The 21,428-nt window shown below is 71.0% G+C and carries 19 protein-coding genes and 1 pseudogene; 13 read left to right on the top strand and 7 right to left on the bottom strand.

Going from position 1 to position 21,428, the window contains the following annotated elements; genetic code table 11:
* The first annotated feature begins 182 nt into the window (after positions 1-182).
* The 3 genes from ACQHII_RS46915 to ACQHII_RS46905 all read left to right on the top strand — a co-directional run bounded on the left by ACQHII_RS46915 (position 183) and on the right by ACQHII_RS46905 (position 2,723).
* Positions 183-1,169, top strand: a complete 987-nt coding sequence (locus ACQHII_RS46915; protein WP_427925051.1) for an aldo/keto reductase — start codon at positions 183-185, stop codon at positions 1,167-1,169.
* 50 nt (positions 1,170-1,219) lie between these two features.
* Complete coding sequence (locus tag ACQHII_RS46910) at positions 1,220-1,549, top strand: carboxymuconolactone decarboxylase family protein (protein WP_427925050.1); 330 nt, start codon at positions 1,220-1,222, stop codon at positions 1,547-1,549.
* Positions 1,550-1,688: 139 nt separating this feature from the next.
* Positions 1,689-2,723, top strand: coding sequence for a zinc-binding dehydrogenase (locus tag ACQHII_RS46905; protein ID WP_427925049.1), 1,035 nt, complete (start codon positions 1,689-1,691; stop codon positions 2,721-2,723).
* A 20-nt stretch (positions 2,724-2,743) separates the two neighbouring features.
* On the opposite strand, the gene ACQHII_RS46900 is transcribed toward ACQHII_RS46905, so the two are convergent.
* From ACQHII_RS46900 to ACQHII_RS46885, 4 genes are all read right to left on the bottom strand, one after another.
* Positions 2,744-3,640, bottom strand: coding sequence for a helix-turn-helix transcriptional regulator (locus ACQHII_RS46900; protein ID WP_427925048.1), 897 nt, complete (start codon positions 3,638-3,640; stop codon positions 2,744-2,746).
* A 103-nt stretch (positions 3,641-3,743) separates the two neighbouring features.
* A complete protein-coding gene (locus tag ACQHII_RS46895) occupies positions 3,744-5,393 on the bottom strand; it encodes an alkaline phosphatase family protein (RefSeq protein WP_427925047.1) in 1,650 nt (549 codons plus the stop codon).
* A gap of 385 nt (positions 5,394-5,778) precedes the next feature.
* Positions 5,779-6,660 (bottom strand): hypothetical protein, encoded by an 882-nt coding sequence (locus ACQHII_RS46890; protein WP_427925046.1) that lies wholly within the window; start codon positions 6,658-6,660, stop codon positions 5,779-5,781.
* A 163-nt stretch (positions 6,661-6,823) separates the two neighbouring features.
* Complete coding sequence (locus tag ACQHII_RS46885) at positions 6,824-7,663, bottom strand: hypothetical protein (RefSeq protein ID WP_427925045.1); 840 nt, start codon at positions 7,661-7,663, stop codon at positions 6,824-6,826.
* A gap of 168 nt (positions 7,664-7,831) precedes the next feature.
* Here ACQHII_RS46885 and ACQHII_RS46880 point away from each other — a divergent pair, with 168 nt between their 5' ends.
* Complete coding sequence (locus tag ACQHII_RS46880; protein ID WP_427925044.1) at positions 7,832-8,899, top strand: sodium-dependent transporter; 1,068 nt, start codon at positions 7,832-7,834, stop codon at positions 8,897-8,899.
* Positions 8,900-8,956: 57 nt separating this feature from the next.
* On the opposite strand, the gene ACQHII_RS46875 is transcribed toward ACQHII_RS46880, so the two are convergent.
* Positions 8,957-10,279 carry a sensor histidine kinase gene (locus ACQHII_RS46875; RefSeq protein ID WP_427925043.1) on the bottom strand — a complete coding sequence of 441 codons (1,323 nt, stop codon included), beginning with the start codon at positions 10,277-10,279 and terminating at the stop codon, positions 8,957-8,959.
* A 155-nt stretch (positions 10,280-10,434) separates the two neighbouring features.
* Between ACQHII_RS46875 and ACQHII_RS46870 the strand changes: the two genes are divergently transcribed.
* From ACQHII_RS46870 to ACQHII_RS46855, 4 genes are all read left to right on the top strand, one after another.
* The gene (locus tag ACQHII_RS46870) at positions 10,435-11,064 is read left to right on the top strand and encodes a hypothetical protein (protein ID WP_427925042.1); all 630 of its coding nucleotides are present in this window, start codon (positions 10,435-10,437) and stop codon (positions 11,062-11,064) included.
* Positions 11,064-11,774: an ABC transporter ATP-binding protein gene (locus ACQHII_RS46865; protein ID WP_427925041.1), complete on the top strand. Its 711-nt coding sequence runs from the start codon at positions 11,064-11,066 to the stop codon at positions 11,772-11,774. The genes ACQHII_RS46870 and ACQHII_RS46865 overlap by 1 nt, the downstream gene beginning before the upstream one ends.
* Positions 11,775-11,909: 135 nt before the next feature.
* A complete protein-coding gene (locus tag ACQHII_RS46860; RefSeq protein WP_427925040.1) occupies positions 11,910-12,572 on the top strand; it encodes an ABC transporter ATP-binding protein in 663 nt (220 codons plus the stop codon).
* A complete protein-coding gene (locus ACQHII_RS46855; RefSeq protein WP_427925039.1) occupies positions 12,569-15,199 on the top strand; it encodes an ABC transporter permease in 2,631 nt (876 codons plus the stop codon). Before ACQHII_RS46860 ends, ACQHII_RS46855 begins: the two co-directional genes overlap by 4 nt.
* A 98-nt stretch (positions 15,200-15,297) precedes the next feature.
* Here ACQHII_RS46855 and ACQHII_RS46850 read toward each other — a convergent pair whose 3' ends face one another.
* Complete coding sequence (locus ACQHII_RS46850; protein WP_427925038.1) at positions 15,298-15,930, bottom strand: TetR/AcrR family transcriptional regulator; 633 nt, start codon at positions 15,928-15,930, stop codon at positions 15,298-15,300.
* Between the two features lie 94 nt (positions 15,931-16,024).
* Here ACQHII_RS46850 and ACQHII_RS46845 point away from each other — a divergent pair, with 94 nt between their 5' ends.
* From ACQHII_RS46845 to ACQHII_RS46835, 3 genes and pseudogenes are all read left to right on the top strand, one after another.
* Positions 16,025-16,987: a zinc-dependent alcohol dehydrogenase family protein gene (locus tag ACQHII_RS46845; RefSeq protein WP_427925037.1), complete on the top strand. Its 963-nt coding sequence runs from the start codon at positions 16,025-16,027 to the stop codon at positions 16,985-16,987.
* Between the two features lies 1 nt (position 16,988).
* Positions 16,989-17,837, top strand: a pseudogene (locus ACQHII_RS46840) (IS982 family transposase); the annotation flags it as partial.
* A 32-nt stretch (positions 17,838-17,869) separates the two neighbouring features.
* The gene (locus tag ACQHII_RS46835) at positions 17,870-18,598 is read left to right on the top strand and encodes a response regulator transcription factor (RefSeq protein WP_427925036.1); all 729 of its coding nucleotides are present in this window, start codon (positions 17,870-17,872) and stop codon (positions 18,596-18,598) included.
* Here ACQHII_RS46835 and ACQHII_RS46830 read toward each other — a convergent pair.
* Positions 18,580-19,395 carry a hypothetical protein gene (locus tag ACQHII_RS46830; protein WP_427925035.1) on the bottom strand — a complete coding sequence of 272 codons (816 nt, stop codon included), beginning with the start codon at positions 19,393-19,395 and terminating at the stop codon, positions 18,580-18,582. The genes ACQHII_RS46835 and ACQHII_RS46830 overlap by 19 nt on opposite strands.
* Before the next feature lie 117 nt (positions 19,396-19,512).
* Between ACQHII_RS46830 and ACQHII_RS46825 the strand changes: the two genes are divergently transcribed.
* Complete coding sequence (locus ACQHII_RS46825) at positions 19,513-20,676, top strand: sensor histidine kinase (RefSeq protein WP_427925034.1); 1,164 nt, start codon at positions 19,513-19,515, stop codon at positions 20,674-20,676.
* Positions 20,673-21,335 carry a response regulator gene (locus ACQHII_RS46820; RefSeq protein ID WP_427925033.1) on the top strand — a complete coding sequence of 221 codons (663 nt, stop codon included), beginning with the start codon at positions 20,673-20,675 and terminating at the stop codon, positions 21,333-21,335. Before ACQHII_RS46825 ends, ACQHII_RS46820 begins: the two co-directional genes overlap by 4 nt.
* Positions 21,336-21,428 lie beyond the last annotated feature (93 nt).

Genomic DNA, 21,428 nt, shown 5'->3' with positions numbered 1-21,428 from the left:
CGCGGCAGCCGCGTGGGGTGCCCTGTCACAGCACGGAACGCCAGTACCCGGCACGACGCGGCCTGCCACCCGGAGCAGCGGGCGGGCAGGCTGAATCACGCAGCGGATCTCCGTTTCGGAGCGGAGCACGAAAGCGTCCGCGAGCGTTCCGTCTACGTCCGTCTGCGAAGGAATCGGTAACCGTGAAGCACATCAGGCTGGGCACTCTGGACGTTTCCCGCATCGGCCTGGGCGCGATGGGGATGAGCGGCGTCTACACCGGCCATGGCACGGACGACGCCGAGTCCCTCCGCACCGTCCACCGCGCCCTCGATCTCGGTGTCACCCTCATCGACACGGCCGAGATCTACGGTCCCTTCCTCAACGAGGAACTCGTCGGCCGGGCCGTCCGGGGCCGCCGGGACCAGGTCGTCCTGGCGACGAAGTTCGGCCTCGTCTCGCACACCGCCGGCGGCGACGGCGTGCACGGCACGGCCGACAGCAGTCCGGCGAACGTGCGCGCCGCGGTCGAGGGCTCCCTCCGCAGACTCGGGACCGACCACATCGACCTGTACTACCAGCACCGGGTCGACCCGAACACACCCATCGAGGAGACGGTGGGCGCCCTCGCCGAGCTGGTCACCCAGGGCAAGATCCGGCACATCGGGCTGTCCGAGGCCGGCCCCGGCACGATCCGCCGCGCCCACGCCGTCCACCCCGTCGCCGCCCTGCAGACGGAGTACTCCCTGTGGACGCGGGACATCGAGGCGGAGATCCTGCCCCTGCTGCGGGAACTCCGCATCGGCCTCGTCCCGTGGGCACCGATCGGCCGCGGCTTCCTGACGGGCAAGATCCGCTCCACCGACCAGTTCGACCCCACCGACCGGCGCCTGACCAACCCGCGCTTCACCGAGGAGAACCTCCGGCGCAACCTGGCCCTCGTCGACGAGGTCGAGACGGTGGCCGCCGAGGCGGGTGCCACCCCGGCGCAGGTGGCCCTGGCCCGGCTGCTGGCGCAGGGCGACGACATCGCCCCCATACCGGGCACCAAGCGCGTCTCCCGCGTCGAGGAGAACACCGCCGCCGACGGGGTGGAGCTGACCGCCGACCAGCTCGACAAGCTCAACCGGCTCACGCCGGCCGCGGGCGACCGCCTCGAAGCGGAGATGAGCCGACTGGTCAACCTCTGACCCCGCCCGTCAAGGACTCGGGCGACCCCCATATCCCAAGGAGCTCACCCATGGCAGACGAGCCGACCCCCGCCCAGAAGGCGCTCGGAGCCTTCGCACCGAAACTGGTCCAGCTGACCGACGAGGTGCTGTTCGGGGACGTCTGGGAGCGCCCGGGCCTCTCCCCCCGCGACCGCAGCCTGATCACCGTCACCACCCTGGCGGCCCTGTACCGCCCCGAGCAGCTGGGCAACCACCTGCGTCGCGCCCTGGAGAACGGACTCACCAAGGACGAACTGGTCGAGGCCCTCACCCACCTGGCCTTCTACGCCGGATGGCCCAGCGCGATGAGCGCGATCACCCAGCTCAAGGACATCGTCGAAAGCCGGGACAACAACTGACAGGAGGCCGCCCGGGTGCTGACCCGAGGCGGGCGCGTCATCCCGGTTCCCGGGACCAGAACCCCGGAGTACCCGCTCGACAACGCGGGCGCCACTCCGTCAACTCCCCCGCAATTCAAGCAAGATCGGAAAGATTCCTATGCGAGCGACAGTGATGTACGGCGCCGGCGACGTCCGGGTGGAGGACGTCCCGGACCCGAAGATCCAGAACCCCACCGACGCGATCGTCCGCGTGGTCCTGGCCTGTGTCTGCGGCAGCGACCTGTGGCCGTACGCCTCCATGCCCGTCACCGAGCAGGGCCGGCGCATGGGGCACGAGTTCCTCGGCGTCGTCGAGGAGACCGGCTCCGAGGTGTCCGGGGTGAAGGCCGGTGACCTCGTGGTCGCGCCCTTCCTGTGGGCGGACAACACCTGCGTCTTCTGTCAGGAAGGCCTCCACACGGTCTGTCCGCACGGCGGCCAGTGGGGTCCCAACGGCGTGGACGGGGGCCAGGGCGAAGTGGTCCGTGTTCCGCAGGCCCAGGGCACGCTGGTGAAGCTCCCGGTGGCCGAGGACTCCGCCCTGTTGCCCTCCCTGCTGTCCCTCTCCGACGTGCTGTGCACCGGCCACCACAGCGCGGTCAAGGCCGGCGTCGGCCCCCGTACGGCCGTCACCGTGATCGGCGACGGCGCGGTCGGCCTGTCCGCCGTACTGGCCGCCAAGCGGCTCGGTGCCGAGCGGATCATCCTGATGGGCCGGCACAAGGACCGCACCGACCTGGGCGTCGAGTTCGGTGCCACCGAGGTCGTCGCCGAGCGCGGCGACGAAGGCATCGCCCGCGTACGGGAGTTGACCGGCGGCATGGGCACCCACGCCGTACTGGAGTGCGTCGGCGCGCTGTCGGCCTTCGAGACGGGCCTCGGCGTGGTCCGGCCCGGCGGTGCGATCAGCCGGGTCGGTGTGCCGCAGTACGCCGAGATCCCCTTCGGCTTCATCGACTTCGCGAAGAACGTCACCGTCACCGGCGGTGTCGCCCCGGCCCGCGCCTACATGGAGGAGCTGCTGCCCGACATCCTGGAGGGCACGATCGAGCCGGGCCGGGTCTTCGACCGTACGGTCGGACTGGACGACACACCCGACGCCTACCGCGCGATGGCCGACCGCGAGGCGCTGAAGGTCCTGATCAAGCCCTGACCATGCCCTCACCGGCGGCGTCAGCCCTGCTTCTCCTCGGCGTGCTCCGCAGCGGGCTCGGTGGCCGCGCTGTCGAGGCCGTCGAGGAGGAGCAGTTTCCCGTGGTCGGGGGTGCCGGGTTCGGCGAAGAACACGACGAGGCGGTGGCCCGGGGTGCCGTCGAGCTGCATGGACTGGTAGCCGAGGGTGAGGTCGCCGACCTCCGGGTGGTGGAAGGTCTTCTCGCCGCGCGGGTACGGCTGCACGTCGTAGTCCGTCCAGCGGTGCACGAACTCCGGGCTCTCCCGGGTGAGTTCGTCGATGAGCGGAGCCAGGCCGGGGGTGTCCGGTTCGGTGCCGGCCAGGGCGCGGATACGGCCGACGCAGGTGCGGACCTGCTCGTCCCAGTCCGCGAACAGCTTCGGCGCGTGCGGGTCCAGGAAGAGGTAGCGCAGCGCGTTGCGCCGCTCGGCCGGCCAGTCCTCCGTCCCCGCGAACAGGCGGACCGAGCCGGGGTTGCCGGCGAGGATGTCCATCGTGCGGCTGATCACGTAGGCCGGGTTGGGGCGCAGGCTCTCCAGCATCAGCTTGATGTCGGGCCGTACGGATGGGGCAGAAGACTCCGGCGCCGACCTCCGGTCGACGTGCTCTGCGAGATCACGTAAATGCTGATGCTCGTGCGCGTCCAGCCGCAGCGCCCGGGCGAGGGCATCGACCACGGCCGGACTGGGGTTGGTCTCCTGGCCCCGCTCCAGGCGCGCGTAGTAGTCGACGCTGACCCCGGCCAGCGTGGCCAGCTCCTCACGCCGCAGTCCCGGCGTACGCCGCAGGCCGGAGCCCGTGGCCAGGCCGACGTCCTCGGGCCTCACCCGACTCCGGCGAGAGCGAAGGAAGATCCCCAGCCCGCTGCCGTCGCCGTTCCGCTGCTCGCGTGCCATGTGGTCCAGTATGCAGCCGGAGCCCTTGCCCGATCTGCCGTCCGCTCCCCGGGCCTCGACCGGGGAGCGGACGGCAGAGCCTGCGTCGCTGCGGAGGCCCGGTTCAGCGGACCGGCAGCACGGTGGTGTGCTCCTCGCGTACGGCCTGGAGGGAGCGGGGGTCGAGGCCGAGGAGGTTGAGGATCGTCGGGGCGATCTGCTTGGTCCCCACGTGCGCGGAGTCCCGCACGCCGGCCGGGACGGAGGCGCCGGAGACGACGAGGGGTACGGCCAGGTCGTCGGAGTGGCCGCCGCCGTGCTCGGCGATCTTCTTGGTGCCGCCGGTGTAGACGACGCCGTACTGCGCGACTCCGAAGAGGTCCGGGACGCGGGCGTCGCCGGCCTTGACGTGGAAGTAGTCGGCGGCGGCCTTGCCGGCGTAGACCTTGCTGAGCCCGCTGCCGGTGTAGGCCTTGGGCTTGGCGTTGATGTCGGTGCCGGTGCCGTTCTGTGCGAGCAGGTACTTCTTGGCGAAGGCGGTGGCCGCCGGGGAGCGGTCGGAGAGCCAGAGCAGCATGGCGTCGTCGTCGACCGCGTGCGTCACGAGGTCGGGGGCGCCGGGGTGGAGCTTCTTCCAGGCGGCGTTGAGGCCGTCCAGCAGCGGGCCGTCGGCGACGCGGGTGAGCGCGGCGGGGTCGGTGGGCGACTGGCCGTGCTTGGCGGAGAGGATGACCGTGGTGCTGCCGGAGAGGTGCCGCTTGGCGATCTCGGCGGTCAGGGCGCCGATCTCCGTGTTGACGAAGTCGAGGTTCTTCACCAGCAGCGGGCCCGGGACATTCTTAGCGGTGTAGCCGCCGGTGAGGCCGTCGGAGGCGGGCAGCTTCTGGGCGGTGGAGACCGACTGGAAGTTGAGGCCGAAGATCGCCGGGGTGCCGACCTTGTGGGTGCGGCTGTGGTCGTAGCCGTCGATCTCGTTGAGGACGGCCTTCACCTTGTAGCCGTCGTACTGCTCGGTGGCCTTGTTGTCGGTGGTCCAGTCGTTGCCGGCGGCGTAGCCGAGGGCGTCGCTGTTGATCTCCGGGGTGAACAGGTCCTGGACGCCGGTGCCCGAGGGGCCGTCGAGGATCTCGTAGGCCGCGTGCTTGTCCGACCAGGCGGTGCGCAGACCGGCCTGGCGGGCCACCTCGAAGATGGTGTTCACCTTGAGGTAGGAGTGCGGGTATACGGGCTTGCAGGTCTTCGGGTCGACGGGCAGCTTCGACGCGTTGATGAGGCTCTCCGGGTGGCCGGTCATCGACAGGATGCTGTCCGGCAGGCCCGCGAGGCCCTGGCCCGCGTCGATGGAGGCCTGGTTCTTGTCCAGGTCCTCGGTGAGGTCCACCTCGACCCCGGGCTTGACGCCCTTGCAGCTGGTGGTGCCGGCCGGGAGGAGCGCGGCGTTGTAGGTGTCGTCGTAGTAGACGCCCGTGGTGCCGGGGCTGCCGCCGGTGGCCTGGGCGACCATGCCGGGGAAGGAGTCGGACGGCGTGGTCGTGCTGGCGTGGGTGAACTCCACGCCGCCGCCGACCAGTTGGGCCAGCGCGGACTTCGGGTGCCTGGCGATGTACCAGGCCAGGTCCGACTGGTGCAGTCCGTCGACGGAGACCAGCAGGACGTGCCGGGTGGCGGCCGGGTGGTGGGAGGCGGCGAACGCGGCGGGCTGGGCGGCGGTCACCCCGGTGAGAACTCCGGTCGCGGCGAGGAGGGCTGCGGGCCTGACGTGGCGTCTGGACATCTGGTTTCTCCCGGGTGTTCGGGGCGGACTGCGGGTGCCGGGCCCATCAGAGTCGCGCCTTGTGTACCGGAACCGGCGCATCTGTGAACACACCCGGAATGAGCGGTCGGGTCTTCACCAAGCAGGCATGGGTTTCCCCAAGGAGGGGAATCGGCGGAGGTGCCGAGTCAGGAGCGCGGAGGGCCGCGGGGATCGGCGATCCCCGTGCGGCTGCCGCGGGCGGCGCCCGTGCGCACGGCCGACCCGGAGGAAACGGCCGAGGGCACGGTCACCGCCACTGGACACGAGAGCGCGAGAGCGCGAGAGCCGGAATCAACCCGCCGGGCAGAACGCCTTCGCGCTGCTCGCGTGCCCGGCCGAAGGCGTCCTCCGGCCGGGCGACGTCCTACGAAGGTCGCGGGGCGGGGCGTCGGCGCTCCTGGACATGGGCGTACGTCATCAGTCCGATCAGGACCGTCAGCAGCACGGCCGACGAGCCCGCCGTACCGAGGTCGAGGCCGCCCTTGGCGGTCGGCTTGGTGAGGAAGTCGCCGGCGGTGGCGCCGAGGGGGCGCGTCAGGACGAAGGCGAGCCAGAACAGCAGGACGTTCGGCACCGAGGGCACCTTCATCAGGGCGACGAGTACCAGGAGCACGCCGGTCACGAGCGCCGCTCCGCCGGCGTAGCCGAGGCCCGAGCTGTCGGACAGGAAGTCGCCCATGGAGGTGCCGAGGGTGTTGGAGACGAGGATCGCCACCCAGAACAGCGCCTCTCCGCGGAAACCGACGATGTCCCGGATGACGAACGTCATCCCGGTCAGCTTCCACACGGCGAAGACGACGACCAGGATCGAGATCAGGATCGCCGCGCCGGTCGGGTAGCCGAGGCCGAGGCCCTGCGGTCCCCAGCCCAGTGAAGTGGCGCCGTTCGCAAGGTACTTGGCGCTGCCGTCGCGGTTCATGAAGTCGGACATCGTGGTGCCGGCCGTGCTGGTCGACAGGATGACCGTCCAGTAGAAGAACGGGTTGTAGCGCCTTGAGCGAAGCTGCACGACGAGGGTCACCACGAAGATCGCGAACAGCGCGATCGTGGTGAGGAAGTAGCCGAGTTTCAGGGTCTGGGCGAAGAGGTCGCCTGCCGTCTCGCCCAGGGTCGTCGCCGCGATCTTCATGATCCAGAAGGCGAGGGTGACCTCGGGCAGCTTCTTCGTCACCGACCTGGCGACGGCGACGGTCCGTTGGTGCGCACGGGGGACGTCGGTGTCGGTGAGGGTCTCCGGAATCTCCAAGGTGGCGGACACTCCTTTTCTGTGCGTGGGGGGTGTGGAAGGGCGCCCGTTCCCGCGAGGGGAACAGGCGCCCTGTAATGCGTGGTCGGGCCGTGGGGGACGGCCGCCGGGTCCGACTCTGTCGATCAATTCCTGAACGCTTCCTGAACGCCTCCCGTGCTGTTCAGGCCGCCTGTCCGGTGACGGGCTCGCGGTCGATGACGTCCTTGCGGGTCACTGTCAGGAACACCACCAGGCCGAGGATGACCGCCAGGAAGAGGACGCTCGTGACCACGGTGCCGAGGCCCAGGCCGCCGTCGCCGGTCGGCTGGGAGAGGTAGTCGCCGATCGAGGCGCCCAGCGGACGGGTGAGGATGTAGGCGATCCAGAAGCTCCACACGGCGTCCAGGCCGAGGGCGAAGTGGGCGATGCCGACCGCTGCGATGGCCAGGGCGAACAGGACGGCCGAGAGCCAGTAGCCGAGGTTCATGCGCTCGGAGACCAGGTCGCCGGCGGCCGTGCCGAGGGCGAAGGTGAACAGCACGGCCAGCCAGTAGAAGGACTCGCGGCTGGTGGTGTCGATGCTGTGGATGGACAGGGTCCGCTCCCGCCGGTACCAGACGACGAACACGACGGCCAGGACGATCCCGAACACCGTGGTGGTCGTCTCCAGCGGCACACCCATGTTGTCGGTCAGGTTGTCGCTGATCAGGGTGCCGACCACGCTGATCAGGGCGACAGCGAGCCAGTACACGCCCGCGCGATAGGCGGTGGTGCGGAACTGGACCACCAGGACGACCGCGAGCAGCGCGCTCATCAGCACCGAGACGCCGGTCAGGCCGAGCCCGGCCTTCTCGTTGAGCAGGTCGGCCGCGGTCTCGCCGACCGTGGTGCACAGCACCTTGATCACCCAGAAGTACAGGGTGATCTCGGGAACCTTGTTGAGGCGGAGACGGTGAGGGTGCCGCCCGGGGCCGTCGGCGTCCCGTGCGGCTTCCGGTGTTTCGGACAGTTCGTAGGTCATGGGGCGTGACCCTGCCAGCGGTCACCTGAACGCATCCTGACTGCGCGTGCTGATCACCTCCCCCACACGTACCGGCCGGGAAGGATGCGCTCATGCACATCAACCGGTCCTACCCGCACATATCGGCGCCCACTCCCGCCCCTGCCCTCGTGACAGAAGTAGGCCGCCGTGAACGCTCCGCCCCTTTCCGAACCACCCGTCGACCGGGCCACGAACTGGCTGCGCCGTCGGCTCGGCCGCGCCGTCCTCGTCTCCTATGCCGCCGCTCTGCTCCTGCCGGGGGCTGGCCTGTGGCTGCGCCGCCCGCACGCCCTGCCGCTGGGCGGACCGGCCCACCTGACCCTGCGCACCACCTCGCTCCTGCTGTCCCTGGTGCTCCTCTCGGCCGGGTTCCAGGTGCCCGTCCGCGCGCTCGGCCGCGTGCTACGGCGCCCCAAGGCCATGCTGGCCGGAATCGCGCTGCACCTGGCGATTCCGCTGCTCGTCATGCCGTTCGTCGCCTTCCTGCTGCGCCGCACCCCCGACTCCGACGGCGGTAGTGGACTGCTCACCGCGATGATCCTGATCGTGGCCATGCCCGTGGCGGCCGGCGCCACCGTATGGACCGCCAAGGGCGAGGGGGACCAGCCGACCATGGTCGGGCTCGTCCTCGCCTCCACCCTGCTCAGTCCCCTCACCACACCACTCCTGCTGGCGGCCCTGGCACCGCTGCTCAGCGGCGGCTACGCGCGGACGCTCACCAGTACGAGCGGCTCCGCCCAGAGCGGATTCACCCTCACCACCGTTGTCCTGCCCTGCGCCGCGGGTCTCCTGTGCGCGCTCGTGCTCCCACCGTCGTGGCACGGCCGTCTCCTGCGGGCCGTGGTGCCCTCGGCCCTCGCCGGCTCGCTGGTCCTGACCTACGTCAACGCGAGCGGCGCCCTCGGCTCCTTCCTGGCCCGACCGCGTCCGCTGCTGTTCGCCGCGGCCCTCGCCGTGGCCGCCCTGGTGTGCGTCCTGTCCTTCGTGCTGGGCCGGCTGACCTCCCGCGTCCTGCGGCTGGACGCCCCGGTGGCCTCGTCGCTGACCCTCGCCTGCGGCATGAACAACAGCAGCGCGAGCGCGGTACTGATCACGACCTCGCTGCCCGACAAGCCCCACCTGCTGCTGCCGGTGCTCGCCTACGGCCTGCTGCAGAAGACGGCCGCCAACCGGGTCGTCGCCAGACTGCGGCCCGCGTCCTCCGCGGTGTCCTAGCGCGTCGGGTCCGCGGGTCCGCAGCCGGTAACCCTGCGGAACTACGGCCCGGCTGCCTCAGCCGTCGCCGTTCCCTGCGCTGTCCACGGTCCCGTCCTGACGCACCGGTACCAGCACGGTGAACCTGGTGGGGTGGCGGCTGGTCAGGGAGAGTCTGCCGCCGAGGGAGACGGCCAGGTCCCGCGCGAGCGCGAGGCCGATGCCCTCTCCCCCTCCCTCGCCGGTGTGGCCGCGCTCGAAGGGCCGGGTCGTCTCGATGTCGCCCTCGTCGGCGACGTCGAAGGCGAGGGCGTCGCCGAGGTCGCGGACCGTGAGGCGGACGGTGCCGCGGCCGTGCACGCGCGCGTTGTTCAGCAGGATGCCGAGGATCTCGGCGACCGGCGCACCGGGCACACGTGCATTGTCCACCGCGTCGGCCGTCGTGCACAGCAGCCGCCTGCCGTCGTGCGCGAACAGTCCGTGCCAGTGGCTTTCGACTTCCCCGAGCAGCGCTACGACCGGCACGGCTGGGGCGGGGGTGCCGGGCAGACCAGGTGAACGGGACAGCCGTAGCACCTCCTCCACCGTGCCGTGGAGCCGGCGGGTGGTGGCCAGCGCCTCCTCCAGGGCAGGGCGCAGCCGGGCGTCGTCGTCCTGGGAGAGACCCGCCTCCAGGGTGAGTTGCAGTCCGGTCAGCGGGGTGCGCAGCTGATGCGAGGCGTTGGCCGTGAAGTCCCGTTCGTGGCGCAGGAGTTCGGTGAGGCTGTGCAGCATCTCGTTGTGGGTGCGGGCCACTTGGTCGATCTCGGCGATGCCGCTGGGTGCGGCGCGTGCGTGCAGGTCGCCGGCGGTGACGGCCCGGCTGTGGCGGGAGAGGTCCTCCAACGGGGCGGCCAATACCCGCGCCTGGCGGCGGGCGATCAGAACGGCAGCGGTCAGGGCGAGGGCGCAGGCTCCGGCCAGGACGGCCCACGCGGTGAGGACGCGGTTGCGTACGTCGTGGGCGGGCGAGGAGGCGCGTACGACGCCGATGACCTGCTCCGCGTGCGAGACCGGCACCGTGACCGTGAGGTCGTCGCCCGAGTGACCGCGCGCCACCCTCGCGCCGAAGGCCTGCCGTACCGCCGCGTCACCCGTCCTGGGGCCGCTGCCCGCGCGCAGGCGCAGCCGGGTGTCGTACAGGCCGAGGTGTCCTCCGGCAGGCGGTGCGGGCAGTTCGACCGGGTCACCGGTCGTGTAGTCCGGGCTGACGCGCACGGCACCCGACAGGGCCGCCCGCTCCAGGGTGTCGCGCTGGTCGGCGTACAGGGAAGCCCTGATGACCAGCGCCAGCGGGACGGCGAGGAGGACCACGGCGACCAGGGCGGCGGTGAGGGCGACACGCACCACACGCTGTCTCATGCCCTCATCCTGCGGGCAGCCGGCCTGCCCGCAGGCGGTGCGCCACGCGCTTTTGCCGTCGTCTAACCCTCGGCGTGCCGGGCGTTAACCGCCTGCTTCCTAGCGTCGGTGCCATGACCGATCTCCGGTTTCAGGCTTCCGGGAGGGCAGTGACCATGACACCTGCACACGCATCCGCCGCCGTAGGACTGGCGCTGGTCGCGGCGGTGATCACCGGCTGTTCGAGTTCCGGCTCGCACTCGGGATCCGCTGCGTCCGCCGCCCCGGCCGGTGCGGGAAACGCCGGTCCGACCCCCGCGCCCACCGAGTCGAATCCGCCCGGCGACATCCCCGACAACCAGGTGTACGTGGCCTACCGGCCCGCCGGCGGCTTCACCGGCTTCACGGTGAAGGTGCCCGAGGGCTGGGCCCGTACCGGGCAGGGCGCCGCGACCGTGTTCACGGACAAGCTGAACACCGTCCGCGTCAGCACGGCCACCGTCGCCGCCGCGCCCACGGTCGACTCCGTCACCAACACCGTCATACCCCAACTCAAGTCACAGGTACCGAAGTTCGCGACGCCGAAGGTGACCGAGGCGACCCGGCACGCAGGCCGCGTCGTCCGGCTGACCTACCAGGGCGACTCCGCGAAGGACCCGGTCACCGGCAAGGTGGTCCGGGACGCGTTCGAGAGGTACGCCTTCTACCGGCAGGGTCACGAGGTCGACCTGACGCTGTCCGGGCCGGTCAACGCCGACAACGTCGACCCCTGGCGGATCGTCAGCGACTCCTTCGCGTGGCGGTGATGAACGTGCCCACCCTGTCCCACGACGACGGGCTCGTCGCCCGCGAGCTGTACCGCTTCTACCGTGCGGGCGAGGAGGAGACCCTGGCCCTGCGCGGGGTGTCGCTGACGGTGCGGCGCGGTGAGACGATCGCCGTCGTCGGCCCCTCGGGAGCGGGCAAGTCCACCCTGCTGGCGTGCCTGGCCGGACTCGACGAGCCGTCGGGCGGCGACGTCCACGTGGACGGAGTCCGTATCAGCCACCGGCCGGAGACCGAACGATCCCGGCTGCGCGCCCGCCACATCGGCGTCCTGCTCCAGAGCCGCAACCTGCTGCCGCACCTGACCGTGCGCGACAACATCCGCCTCGCCCAGCGGGCCGTACGTGGCCGTCCAGTCGTCTCCGCCGAGGCGCTGCTGGACCAGGTAGGGCTCGGGCGGCGGGCCCGTGCCCTGCCGCGGCAACTGTCCGGAGGTGAACTGGCGCGCGCCGGGCTGGCTGTCGCCCTCGCCAATTCCCCGGCCGTGCTGCTGGCCGACGAGCCGACCGGTGAACTCGACGGCGGCACTGAGCAGTTGGTGCTGCGGATGGTGCGCGAGCGGGCCGCGGACGGCTGTGCGGTGCTGATCGTCACGCACAGCGCGGAGGCGGTCCGGATCGCCGACCGGGTGATCACCCTGACCGATGGCCGGTCCCGGGAGACACGGGAGTCGAGCGATGTCCAGCCCTGACACGCTCCTCCGCTGCGCGGACACGGCACCGACCTCCAGCCCAGGCACGACACCAGTCGCGGTGGCCACACACGGGACCGACCGACCCATCACCCCTGCCCGACAAGCGAACGCGGCACACAAGGGAGGCAGATGATGTCCGGCACTGACGTGCTCGTCGTCTGCGTGGACGTGGCGCTGACCTTCGGGCGGGGTGCGACGGCGGTGGTGGCCGTGCACGGGGCCGACCTGAGCGTCCGGTCCGGCGACCGGCTGGCGATCGTAGGACCGTCCGGGTCGGGGAAGTCGTCGCTGCTGCATCTGCTGGCCGGGCTCGAACGGCCCACCAGCGGTGCCGTCTCCTGGCCCGGGATCGGCGGGAGCGCCGACATCGGGCTGGTGTTCCAGGCCGACAGCCTCGTACCCGCCCTGGATGTCGCCGAGAACACGGCGCTTCCGCTCATCCTCGCGGGCCGGTCACAGACGCAGACGCGCCGGCCGGTCGGCGAGGCTCTCGCGCTGGTGGGGGCGGCCGACCTCGCCGGCCGGCTGCCCGAGGAGATCTCCGGCGGACAGGCCCAGCGGGTCGCCGTGGCCCGTGTGCTCGCCCAGGAGCCACGGCTGATCCTGGCCGACGAGCCCACCGGCCGCCTCGACCACGCCACCGGCGCCCGCGTCCTGGACGCCCTGCTGACGGCGGCGGACCGCACGGGCGCCGCGCTCGTCGTCACCACCCACGACCCAGCCGTCGCCGCCCGGCTCACCGTCCGGCGGGCCATGCGCGACGGACGGCTGCTCGCACCGGAGGACACACCATGATCACCTCGTGGGCAAGGGGTCTGGCCCGCCATCGGGCCGGTCGGCTGCTGGCGGCCATGACCGGCATCGCGCTCGCCGTCGCCCTGGTCGCCGCCCTCGGTTCGTTCCTCACCGCCTCGAAGGCGACCATGACCCAGCGCGCCGTCCGTTCGGTCGCCGTGGACTGGCAGGTCGAGGTGCAGCCGGGCGCGGACGCCAACTCCGTGCTGCGGCAGGTCCGTACGGACCCCGGTACCCGGGTCGCCCTCCCGGTCGGCTACGCCCGCACCACCGGATTCACCGCCCGCGTCCAGGGCAGCACGCAGACCACGGGCCCCGGCATGGCCCTCGGGCTGCCACCCGGCTACCGCCACCTGTTCCCCGAAGCGATGCGCACTCTCACCGGATCGCCCGACGGCGTCCTCCTCGCCCAGCAGACCGCGTCCAACCTGCACGCCGCCCCCGGCGACACCGTCACGGTCCAGCTGCCGGGCGCCGGACCGCGGCAGGTGCGCGTGGACGGCGTCGTCGACCTGCCCCAGGCCGACTCCCTGTTCCAGAAGGTCGGCGCCCCCGCCCAGTCCCAGCCGGCCGCACCCCCCGACAACGTCGTCCTCCTGCCCGCCGACGAGTTCGCCTCCCTCACACATGGCGCCACCACCCAGATACACGTCGCCCGCGACGCCGGGCTGCCCGCCGACCCGGCCGCCGCCTTCTCCGCCGTCACCGGCGCCGCCCACCACCTCGAAGCCAGGACCGCGGGCGGCGCCCTGGTCGGCGACAACCTCGGCGCCGCCCTCGACTCCGCCCGCCAGGACGCCCTCTACGCCCAGATCCTCTTCCTCTTCCTCGGCGTCCCCGGCGCCGTGCTGGCCGCCGCCCTGACCGCCGCCGTCGCTTCGGCGGGCGGTCAACGGCGGCGCCAGGAACAGGGGTTGCTGCGGCTGCGCGGACTGCGACCCCGTCAGATCACCGCGCTCGCGAGCCTGGAGGCCGCACTGGTGGGCGGCGCGGGCGGACTCGCAGGTCTGGGCATCGCCGCACTGACCGGGCGCCTCGCCTTCGGCGCCGCCTCCTTCGGCGCGAGCGCGGGCACCTGGGCCATCTGGTACGGCATCGCCTTCGTCCTCGGCGCCGCCGTCGCCGCCTGCGCCGTGCTCGTCCCCGCCCTGCGCGACCTGCGCTCGGTGACCGTCGCCGACACCCGCAGGGAGAGCGCCACCCGTTCTCCCCGGTGGATGCGCTACGGCCTCGACCTCGCGCTGCTCATCGGCTCCTGGCTGGTCTTCCGCGCCTCCTCCGGCAACCAGTACGCCCTCGTCCTCGCGCCCGAGGGCGTGCCCACCCTCTCCGTCTCCTACTGGGCCTTCCTCGGCCCGGCCCTGCTGTGGATCGGCGCCGCCCTGCTGCTGTGGCGCCTGGTCCTGCTCGCCCTCACCCACGGCCGCCCGGCCCTGGCCCGCCTCGCCCGCCCGCTGACCGCCACCCTCGCCGGCACCACGGCCGCCGTAATGTCCCGGCGCCGCCGCCCACTGGCCCGCTCCGTGGTGCTGCTCGCGCTCGCGGTGTCCTTCGCCATCTCCACCGCCGTCTTCAACTCCACCTACCGTCAACAGGCAGAGGCCGACGCCCGGTTGACCAACGGCGCCGACGTCACCGTCACCGAACCGCCCGGCGCCCGCGTCCCGCCCGGCGCCGCGAGCACGCTGAAGATCCCCGGCGTACGGCACGTCGAGCCCGTCCAGCACCGCTTCGCCTACGTCGGCTCCGACCTCCAGGACCTCTACGGTGTCCGCCCCGACACCGTGGCCCGCGCCACCTCGCTCCAGGACGCCTACTTCGCCGGCGGCACCGCCCACCAGCTCATGCGACGCCTGGCCCAGCGCCCGGACAACCTCCTGGTCAGCGCCGAGACCGTGCACGACTTCCAGCTCTCCCCCGGCGACACGCTCAACCTCCGTGTCCAGGACGCCCGCACCAAGACGCTGCGCACCGTCCCCTTCCACTACGCCGGAATCGTCAAGGAGTTCCCCACCGCCCCCAAGGACAGCTTCTTCGTCGCCAACGCCGCCTACGTGGCCAAGGCGACCGGCAGCGACGCAGTGGGGGCCTTCCTGCTCGACACCGGCAGCAGCCACCAGCAGCAGGTCGCCGACCATCTGCGGAAGCGGCTCGGCACCGGCGCCACCGTCACCGACCTCACCCAGACCCGCGGCACCGTGGGCACCAGCCTCACCTCCGTCGACCTGGCCGGCCTGACCCGCATCGAACTCGCCTTCGCCGTCCTGCTGTCGGCGGGAGCGGGCGGACTGGTCCTCGCCCTCGGCCTCGCCGAACGCCGCCGTACCTTCGCCATCGCCACCGTGCTCGGCGCGAAACCCAGCCAGTTGCGCGGCATGGTCCTCACCGAGGCCCTGCTGCTGACCGCCGGCGGCCTGGCGGGCGGCGCAGTCATCGGCTGGGCGCTGTCGGAGATGCTGGTGAAGGTCCTCACGGGCGTCTTCGACCCACCTCCCGCGAGCCTGTCCGTCCCGTCCGGATACCTGGTCCTGACCGCGGGCGCCGCGATGGCCGCCGTACTGGCCGCCGCCCTCAACGGCATCCGCAGCGCCGGGCGCCCCGCCGTCGAGGAACTGCGCGACCTGTGACCGTGCCGTCCCGCACAAGTGGACCGCCCGCTCCTAGATGAACTATTCCAAGGGGTTCAGTGGTTCGTGCGTCGAGCGTAAATACCGCTCGCCCACGGTCAGGTGCTGTCCGGTGCTGCGGATGCCAGCCGTGCCGCTGGTGGTAGTGGTGCGTGCTGAGGGCAGGCTTCGAACGCCTGGATCGCCAACCCTGCGAAGCGTCGGGAAGCCTTGACCTGGCTGGCGGTCGATGTGGCGTGGATCCCCTTGTTGGCCATGAGTATGAGAATCAGGTCGTCCAGGACGAAGTCGGACCGCAGGTGCCCCGCCTCCTTGGCTCGCTGAGCCAGTTCGGCGACTGCTTTCACCGTGTACTCACGGCCTGCGGCGACATCCTTCACCTCCGGGTAGGTCGACAGGAAGGCTTCGGTGAAGCCCCGATCGCGTGCGTGCAGCTCACAGATCCTCTCGATCACCAGGCACAGGCCACGCCACGGATCAGGATCGGCGCACCCCTCGTCGACAATGGCGCGACATGCATTCAGCTGGTCCGCGAAGGCCTCGGCGACCAGCATCTGCTTGGTCGGGAAGCGACGGTACAAGGTGGCAGGTCCCACCCCGGCACGCCGCGCGACCTCCCGCATCGGCACGTCCAGGCCATCGGTGGAGAACAGCGCTCGGGCCGCGCCGAGGATGCGTTCGCGGTTGTCCATCGCGTCGGAACGCAGGGTATGAGGCAAACGGTCGGTCACCACTCTCACTTTACCTAAACGGACGGGGGCGTCCGTTACCGTCCGAGACGTAGAAGCTCTCGCGCTTGAGCGGTCCGAGAACCTGGAGACCACGTTGAAGGCAATCTCGATCCAGACATTCGGAAGTCCTGACGGTCTGACCGTTGTCGACCTGCCGGTACCCGCACCTGCTGCCGGGCAGGTACTGATAGCCATCGAGGCGGCGGGCGTCGGTGGTGTCGACACCGTGATCAGAAGCGGGGCCCTGGCCGCCTACGGCTTCAAGGAGGGCCACATCCCGGGCGGCGAGGTGGCGGGCACCGTGACCGCGGTCGGCGACGGCGTCGACACGTCGTGGATCGGCCGGCGGGTGTGGGCCTTCACCGGCACCGGCGGAGGCTACACCGAACAGGCCCTCGCGCCGGTCGAGGAGATCGTTCCCCTGCCCGTGAAACTGTCCGCAGTCGATGCGGTGACACTCGGCAGCTCCGGCGTGGTGGCCCACTTCGGGCTCCGCCACGCCCACTTCGCTCCCGGGGAGACGGTCCTGGTGCGTGGCGCGGCCGGCAGCATCGGGATCATGACAGTGCAACTCGCCGCGCGCGGCGGCGCCGCCGCAGTGGCGGTCACCACCTCCTCGGCCGAGCGCGGCGAGCAACTGCGACGCCTCGGCGCGACCCACGTGCTGGACCGCTCCGGCGACGGACGGGAACCATCTCCCGCAGGCTATGACGTCATCATCGACGTGGTGGCCGGCAAGGACATGCCGTCGTTCTTCGACCGGCTCAACCCGAACGGCCGCATGGTGGCCGTGGGCGCCGTCGCAGGCCAGCCACCGGCGGACTTCGGCACGAAGATCATTGCGGCGTTCCAGAAGTCGATGTCCTTCGCCGCTTTCAGCGCAGCCACCGTCACCACAGCCGAACGGCGTGCCGTGCGGAGCGAGCAGTTCGCCGCAGCGAGCCGGGGCGAGATCGAAACAGTGGTGCACGAGGTGCTGCCACTGGACGCAGCCGTACTGGCGCACCAGAAAATGGACGCGGGCGAGGTCTTCGGCAGGATCGTGCTGACACCGTAGTTCGCCGCAGTTCGGGCCATGGCGTCCGGCCGTGGGCATTGCGCCGCAGCTCAGCGACGCCGAGCTGGTGACCCTGGCGATGATGCAGGCCATGCTCGGCTTCACCTCCGAGGCCAGGTGGCTCCGGCACGCCCGCTCCCACCTGCGACATCTGTTCCCGTACCTGCCCAAGCAGCCCGGCTGCAACAAGCGGCTGCGAAAGGCCGCCGGTCTGCTGCGGCGCGTCACCCGACTGCTGACCGCCGACACCTCCGTGTGGAGCGACGACGTGTGGATCGTGGACTCCACGCCGGTGGAACGCGGCCGCTCCCGCGAGACCGTCAAACGTTCCGACCTGGCCGGATGGGCCGAGTACGGCTACTGCGCCAGCCACAGCCGCTTCTTCTGGGGCCTGCGACTGCACCTGATGTGCACCCTTCAGGGCCTGCCCGTCGCCTTCTCCCTGACCGGGGCCAAGGCCGACGAGCGCGAGACCCAGCTGAACCTCCTCGCCGCCGAACCGGAACTTGTCACCGCCCGGCCCGGCCAGACGCTGATCGGAGATAAGAACTACTTCGGCCGGGGCTTCGAACACGAACTGGCCGAGCAGGACATCCGGCTGCTGCGGCCGACCCGCAAAGACGAGCCGGAACGGCCCGGAGCACCCCTGTTCAGGCCGTTGCGGCAGGTCATCGAGTCGGTCAACGAGACCTTCAAGGGTCGACTCGATCTCGAACAGCACCGAGGGCGCACACCCAGCAGTGTCATCGCCCGCGTCATGCAGCGCATCCTCGCGCTCACCGCCGCGATCGGGCACAACGACCACACCGGACAGCCCGCCCTACGCTCACTGACAGCCTACGACCACTAACCCCTTGGAATAGATCATCTAGGCTGTCGCCCATGCGCACGCCCGCCGCCGCCTACCGCAGCCGCCCGCGCGTCCTGGTCGTCGAGGACGACGACACCATCGGCCGGCACCTGCACAACGGCCTGCGCGGCAACGACTACGCGCCCACCTGGAGCCGCACCGGCGCCACCGCGCTGGCCGAGGCCGCGCGGTCCCCGTACGACGTCCTGCTGCTCGACCTGGGGCTGCCCGACATGGACGGCCTCGACGTCGCCCGCGCCCTGCGCGCCCGCCACCCCGACCTGCTGATCGTCGTCCTCACCGCCCGCACTGACGACATCGACGTGATCGCCGGGCTGGACGCCGGAGCCGACGACTACCTCGTCAAACCGTTCAGCCTCTCCGTGCTGCTCGCCCGGCTCCGCGCCCACCTTCGCCGCCGCGTCGTCGCCGCACCGCCGCCGGAACCCGTCCACCTGGCCGACCTCGTCATCGACATGTCCGCCCGCCGCTGCACCCTCCGCGACGAGGAAGTACCGCTCCGCCCAAAGGAGTTCGACCTGCTCGCCGTCCTCGCCCAGCACCCGGGCGAGGCGGTCTCCCGCGAGACCCTGATGGCCGAGGTCTGGGACGAGAACTGGTTCGGCTCCACCAAGACCCTCGATGTCACCATGGCCGGCCTGCGCCGCCGCCTCACCGAGGCCGCCGACGCCTCGGCCCACGCCTGCACCCTGCCGCGCATCACCACCCTGCGGGGGTACGGCTACCGCCTGGAGCTCTGACGGGTCCCGGCGGGGTGGGAGCGCGCGGGTTCGCCTTCCGAGGCGGTTCGGCGGTGTCGTGACCCGATCAGCGTGACGACTCCCGCGAGGAGAATTCCGAGGACGAGGCTGATGGGACCGGTCCCCAATTGCAGTCCGTCCCCATAAGGAGCGGGTACGGAAAGCCAGTCCGCTATGGAGGCTCCCAGGGGGCGGGTGATGGTGTAGGCGAACCAGAAAGCCAGGACTTCGTTGAGACGGAACCAGCGATATCCGGCCGCCGGAATCAGAATTATTCCCAGGAAGACGAAGGACGAGGCCAGGGTGCCGAGTCCCAGGGTCACGGCCGCGAAATCGCCCGCGGCCGTTCCCAGGGCGAAGGTGCACAGGACGGTCAGCCAGTAGAAGAGCTCCCGCAGACGGTTGTCGATGCTGTGCACGTCCAGGGTTCGCTGTGTCGCGTACCAGGCGGCGAAGACGGCGATCTGCACCACCACCAGCATCAGCGTGGAGGCGTAGAGCGGCATCCCCAGGTCCTTGTTCAGGAAGTCCGCCGACATCGTGCCGAAAATGCTCACCGCCGTCACCGCGAGCCAGTAGACCCACGGAATGTATTTCGTGGTGGTGATCTGCACGGCAAGACACGCGAGGAGCAGACCGAGGCCCATGAGCATGGCCAGATGCTGTCCGATGTAGTCGTTGAAGAAGACGTAGTCCGAGAAGGACTCACCGAAACCGGTGGTGCACAGTTTCGCTATCCAGAAGATGAGCGTGATCTCCGGAACCTTCATGGCTGTGGTGGCTGCTGGTGTTCTCATTTCGCGAGGCTAAAAGCGCCACGGGCACCGGCACATCCGACAATGGTGGCCACTTTCCGGCGGATGTAAGACCTTCGATTGACGCCCCCGGGGCCGCCCTTCCGTAATGTCGGCAGGGTGAAGCACCTCCAGCCGACGCGCCGACTGCCGCGGGACCGCCCGTCGCTGTCACTCGTCCTGCTCCTCGGGCCGCCGGTCCTGTGCGCCGTCGCCGCGGCGCACGAGCTGCTCTACAACCGGTCCGGGGCGCTGGACTGGGTGCTGGCGATTGCGGTGATCTGCCCCCTCCTGCTGCGCCGCCGCGCTCCGGTCGCCGTGTTCTGGTTCTGCTGGACCGTGTCGATGGCGACCTGGGCGCTCGGGACGGTCTCGTTCTCCGAGTTCGCGGTGTTGGTCGCGCTGTACACGGTCGCCGCCCGCCGCGGTCTGCGGCACTCGCTCGGCGCCGCCGCGGCCGTCGAGCTCGGCGTCGTCCTGGTCTCGGTGCGCTTCGCCCCGGCCGCGAGCGTCAACGACGCCTTCGTCATCCTCAGCGGGCTGGGCGCCGCGGCGTTCTTCCTCGGTACGACCGTGCGGGCGCAGCGCCGCTACCTCGCCTCCATCGAGGACCGTGCCGAGCGCCTGGAACAGGAGCGCGCCCAGCAGGCGCAGCTCGCCGCGGCGGCCGAACGCACCCGGATCGCGCGGGAGATGCACGACATCGTCGCCCACGGCCTGGTCGTCGTCGTAGCCCTCTCCGAAGCAGCCGCCGCGACCACGGCGACCGATCCGGAGGGCGCCCGCGGGAAGATGCTCCAGGCGGCGTCGACCGGCCGGCAGTCGCTCGCCGGAATGCGCCGGCTCCTCGGCGTCCTGCGGGCCGACGACGGCGGCGAACGGGCGCCGCAGCCGGACCTCGGCTCGCTCAAGGCCCTGATGGACGAGACCCGCGGCACCGGCCTGGACGTCCGGCTGACCGAGACCGGCAGCCCGGAGACCCTGAGCGCGGAGGCGCAGACGACGGTCTACCGGATCCTCCAGGAGTCGCTCACGAACGTCGTCAAGCACGCCCGGAACGCGTCGACGGTGGACGTCGTCCTGCACTGCGGCGGTGACGTGGTCGGCTTCAGCGTCACCGACGACGGCAGACCGACCCCCGGAAGCGGAGCCGGGGCACGCACCGGCAACGGGCTGACCGGGATGCGGGAACGGGTCGCGATGTTCGACGGTGATCTCCGGGCGGGGCCGACCGGCTCCGGCTGGACCGTCTCCGGTGAACTGAAACTGGGGGAACCGCGATGACGATCTCGGTCCTGCTCGCCGACGACCAGGCGCTCGTCCGGATGGCCTTCCGCAGTCTCCTCGACACGATGCCGGGCATCACCGTCGTCGGCGAGAGCGCCGACGGCGCGGAGGCGGTCGAGCTCGCGCGGCGCACCCTGCCGGACGTGGTGCTCATGGACGTACGGATGCCGGTCATGGACGGCATCGAGGCGACCCGCCGCATCACCTCCGGCACGGCCTCGCGCGTGCTCATCCTCACCACCTTCGACCTCGACGAGTACGCCTTCGAGGGCCTCCGCGCCGGAGCCTGCGGATTCCTCCTCAAGGACGTCGTCCCGGCCGTACTGCAAGCGGCGATCCGGGCCGTGGCCTCCGGCGACGCCGTCCTCACCCCGCGCATCACCCGCGGTCTCGTCGACCGCTTCGCCCAGATCGCGCCCTGGCCCCGCGCCGACGACGCGGGCGCGCGCTTCGCCCACCTGACGGCCCGCGAACGTGAGGTGTTCCACCTCATCGCCGCCGGCCTCTCGAACGCCGAGATCGCGGAACGCCTCTTCCTCACCGAGGCCACCGTCAAGACCCACATCACCCGCATCCTCACCAAACTGCAGCTCCGCGACCGGGTGCAGGTCGTGATCTTCGCCTACGAGCATCAGCTGCGCACACAGGGCGGATAGGCGACGCGGAGCAGGGTCGGGCTCGCGGAAGCGGACGCATGCGCCCCAACAGGGCTTCGCAGGAAGGGAGTTCGCGCATTCCGGCCGATACGC

It is taken from the genome of Streptomyces sp. cg40, from assembly GCF_050320165.1.
GTDB lineage: Bacteria > Actinomycetota > Actinomycetes > Streptomycetales > Streptomycetaceae > Streptomyces > Streptomyces hokutonensis.
The sequence above is the reverse complement of the archived record's forward strand: the minus strand, read 5'-3'. Positions and strand labels throughout refer to the sequence as shown.

Excerpts from the sequence above, each read along its gene's own strand:
- ACQHII_RS46860 (WP_427925040.1), top strand. The coding sequence starts at position 11,910 with ATGTCCGGCACTGACGTGCTCGTCGTCTGCGTGGACGTGGCGCTGACC.
- ACQHII_RS46835 (WP_427925036.1), top strand. The coding sequence starts at position 17,870 with ATGCGCACGCCCGCCGCCGCCTACCGCAGCCGCCCGCGCGTCCTGGTC.
- ACQHII_RS46865 (WP_427925041.1), top strand. The coding sequence starts at position 11,064 with ATGAACGTGCCCACCCTGTCCCACGACGACGGGCTCGTCGCCCGCGAG.
- ACQHII_RS46905 (WP_427925049.1), top strand. The coding sequence starts at position 1,689 with ATGCGAGCGACAGTGATGTACGGCGCCGGCGACGTCCGGGTGGAGGAC.
- ACQHII_RS46855 (WP_427925039.1), top strand. The coding sequence starts at position 12,569 with ATGATCACCTCGTGGGCAAGGGGTCTGGCCCGCCATCGGGCCGGTCGG.
- ACQHII_RS46830 (WP_427925035.1), bottom strand. The coding sequence starts at position 19,395 with ATGAGAACACCAGCAGCCACCACAGCCATGAAGGTTCCGGAGATCACG.
- ACQHII_RS46870 (WP_427925042.1), top strand. The coding sequence starts at position 10,435 with ATGACACCTGCACACGCATCCGCCGCCGTAGGACTGGCGCTGGTCGCG.
- ACQHII_RS46820 (WP_427925033.1), top strand. The coding sequence starts at position 20,673 with ATGACGATCTCGGTCCTGCTCGCCGACGACCAGGCGCTCGTCCGGATG.
- ACQHII_RS46875 (WP_427925043.1), bottom strand. The coding sequence starts at position 10,279 with ATGAGACAGCGTGTGGTGCGTGTCGCCCTCACCGCCGCCCTGGTCGCC.
- ACQHII_RS46895 (WP_427925047.1), bottom strand. The coding sequence starts at position 5,393 with ATGTCCAGACGCCACGTCAGGCCCGCAGCCCTCCTCGCCGCGACCGGA.
- ACQHII_RS46910 (WP_427925050.1), top strand. The coding sequence starts at position 1,220 with ATGGCAGACGAGCCGACCCCCGCCCAGAAGGCGCTCGGAGCCTTCGCA.
- ACQHII_RS46885 (WP_427925045.1), bottom strand. The coding sequence starts at position 7,663 with ATGACCTACGAACTGTCCGAAACACCGGAAGCCGCACGGGACGCCGAC.
- ACQHII_RS46900 (WP_427925048.1), bottom strand. The coding sequence starts at position 3,640 with ATGGCACGCGAGCAGCGGAACGGCGACGGCAGCGGGCTGGGGATCTTC.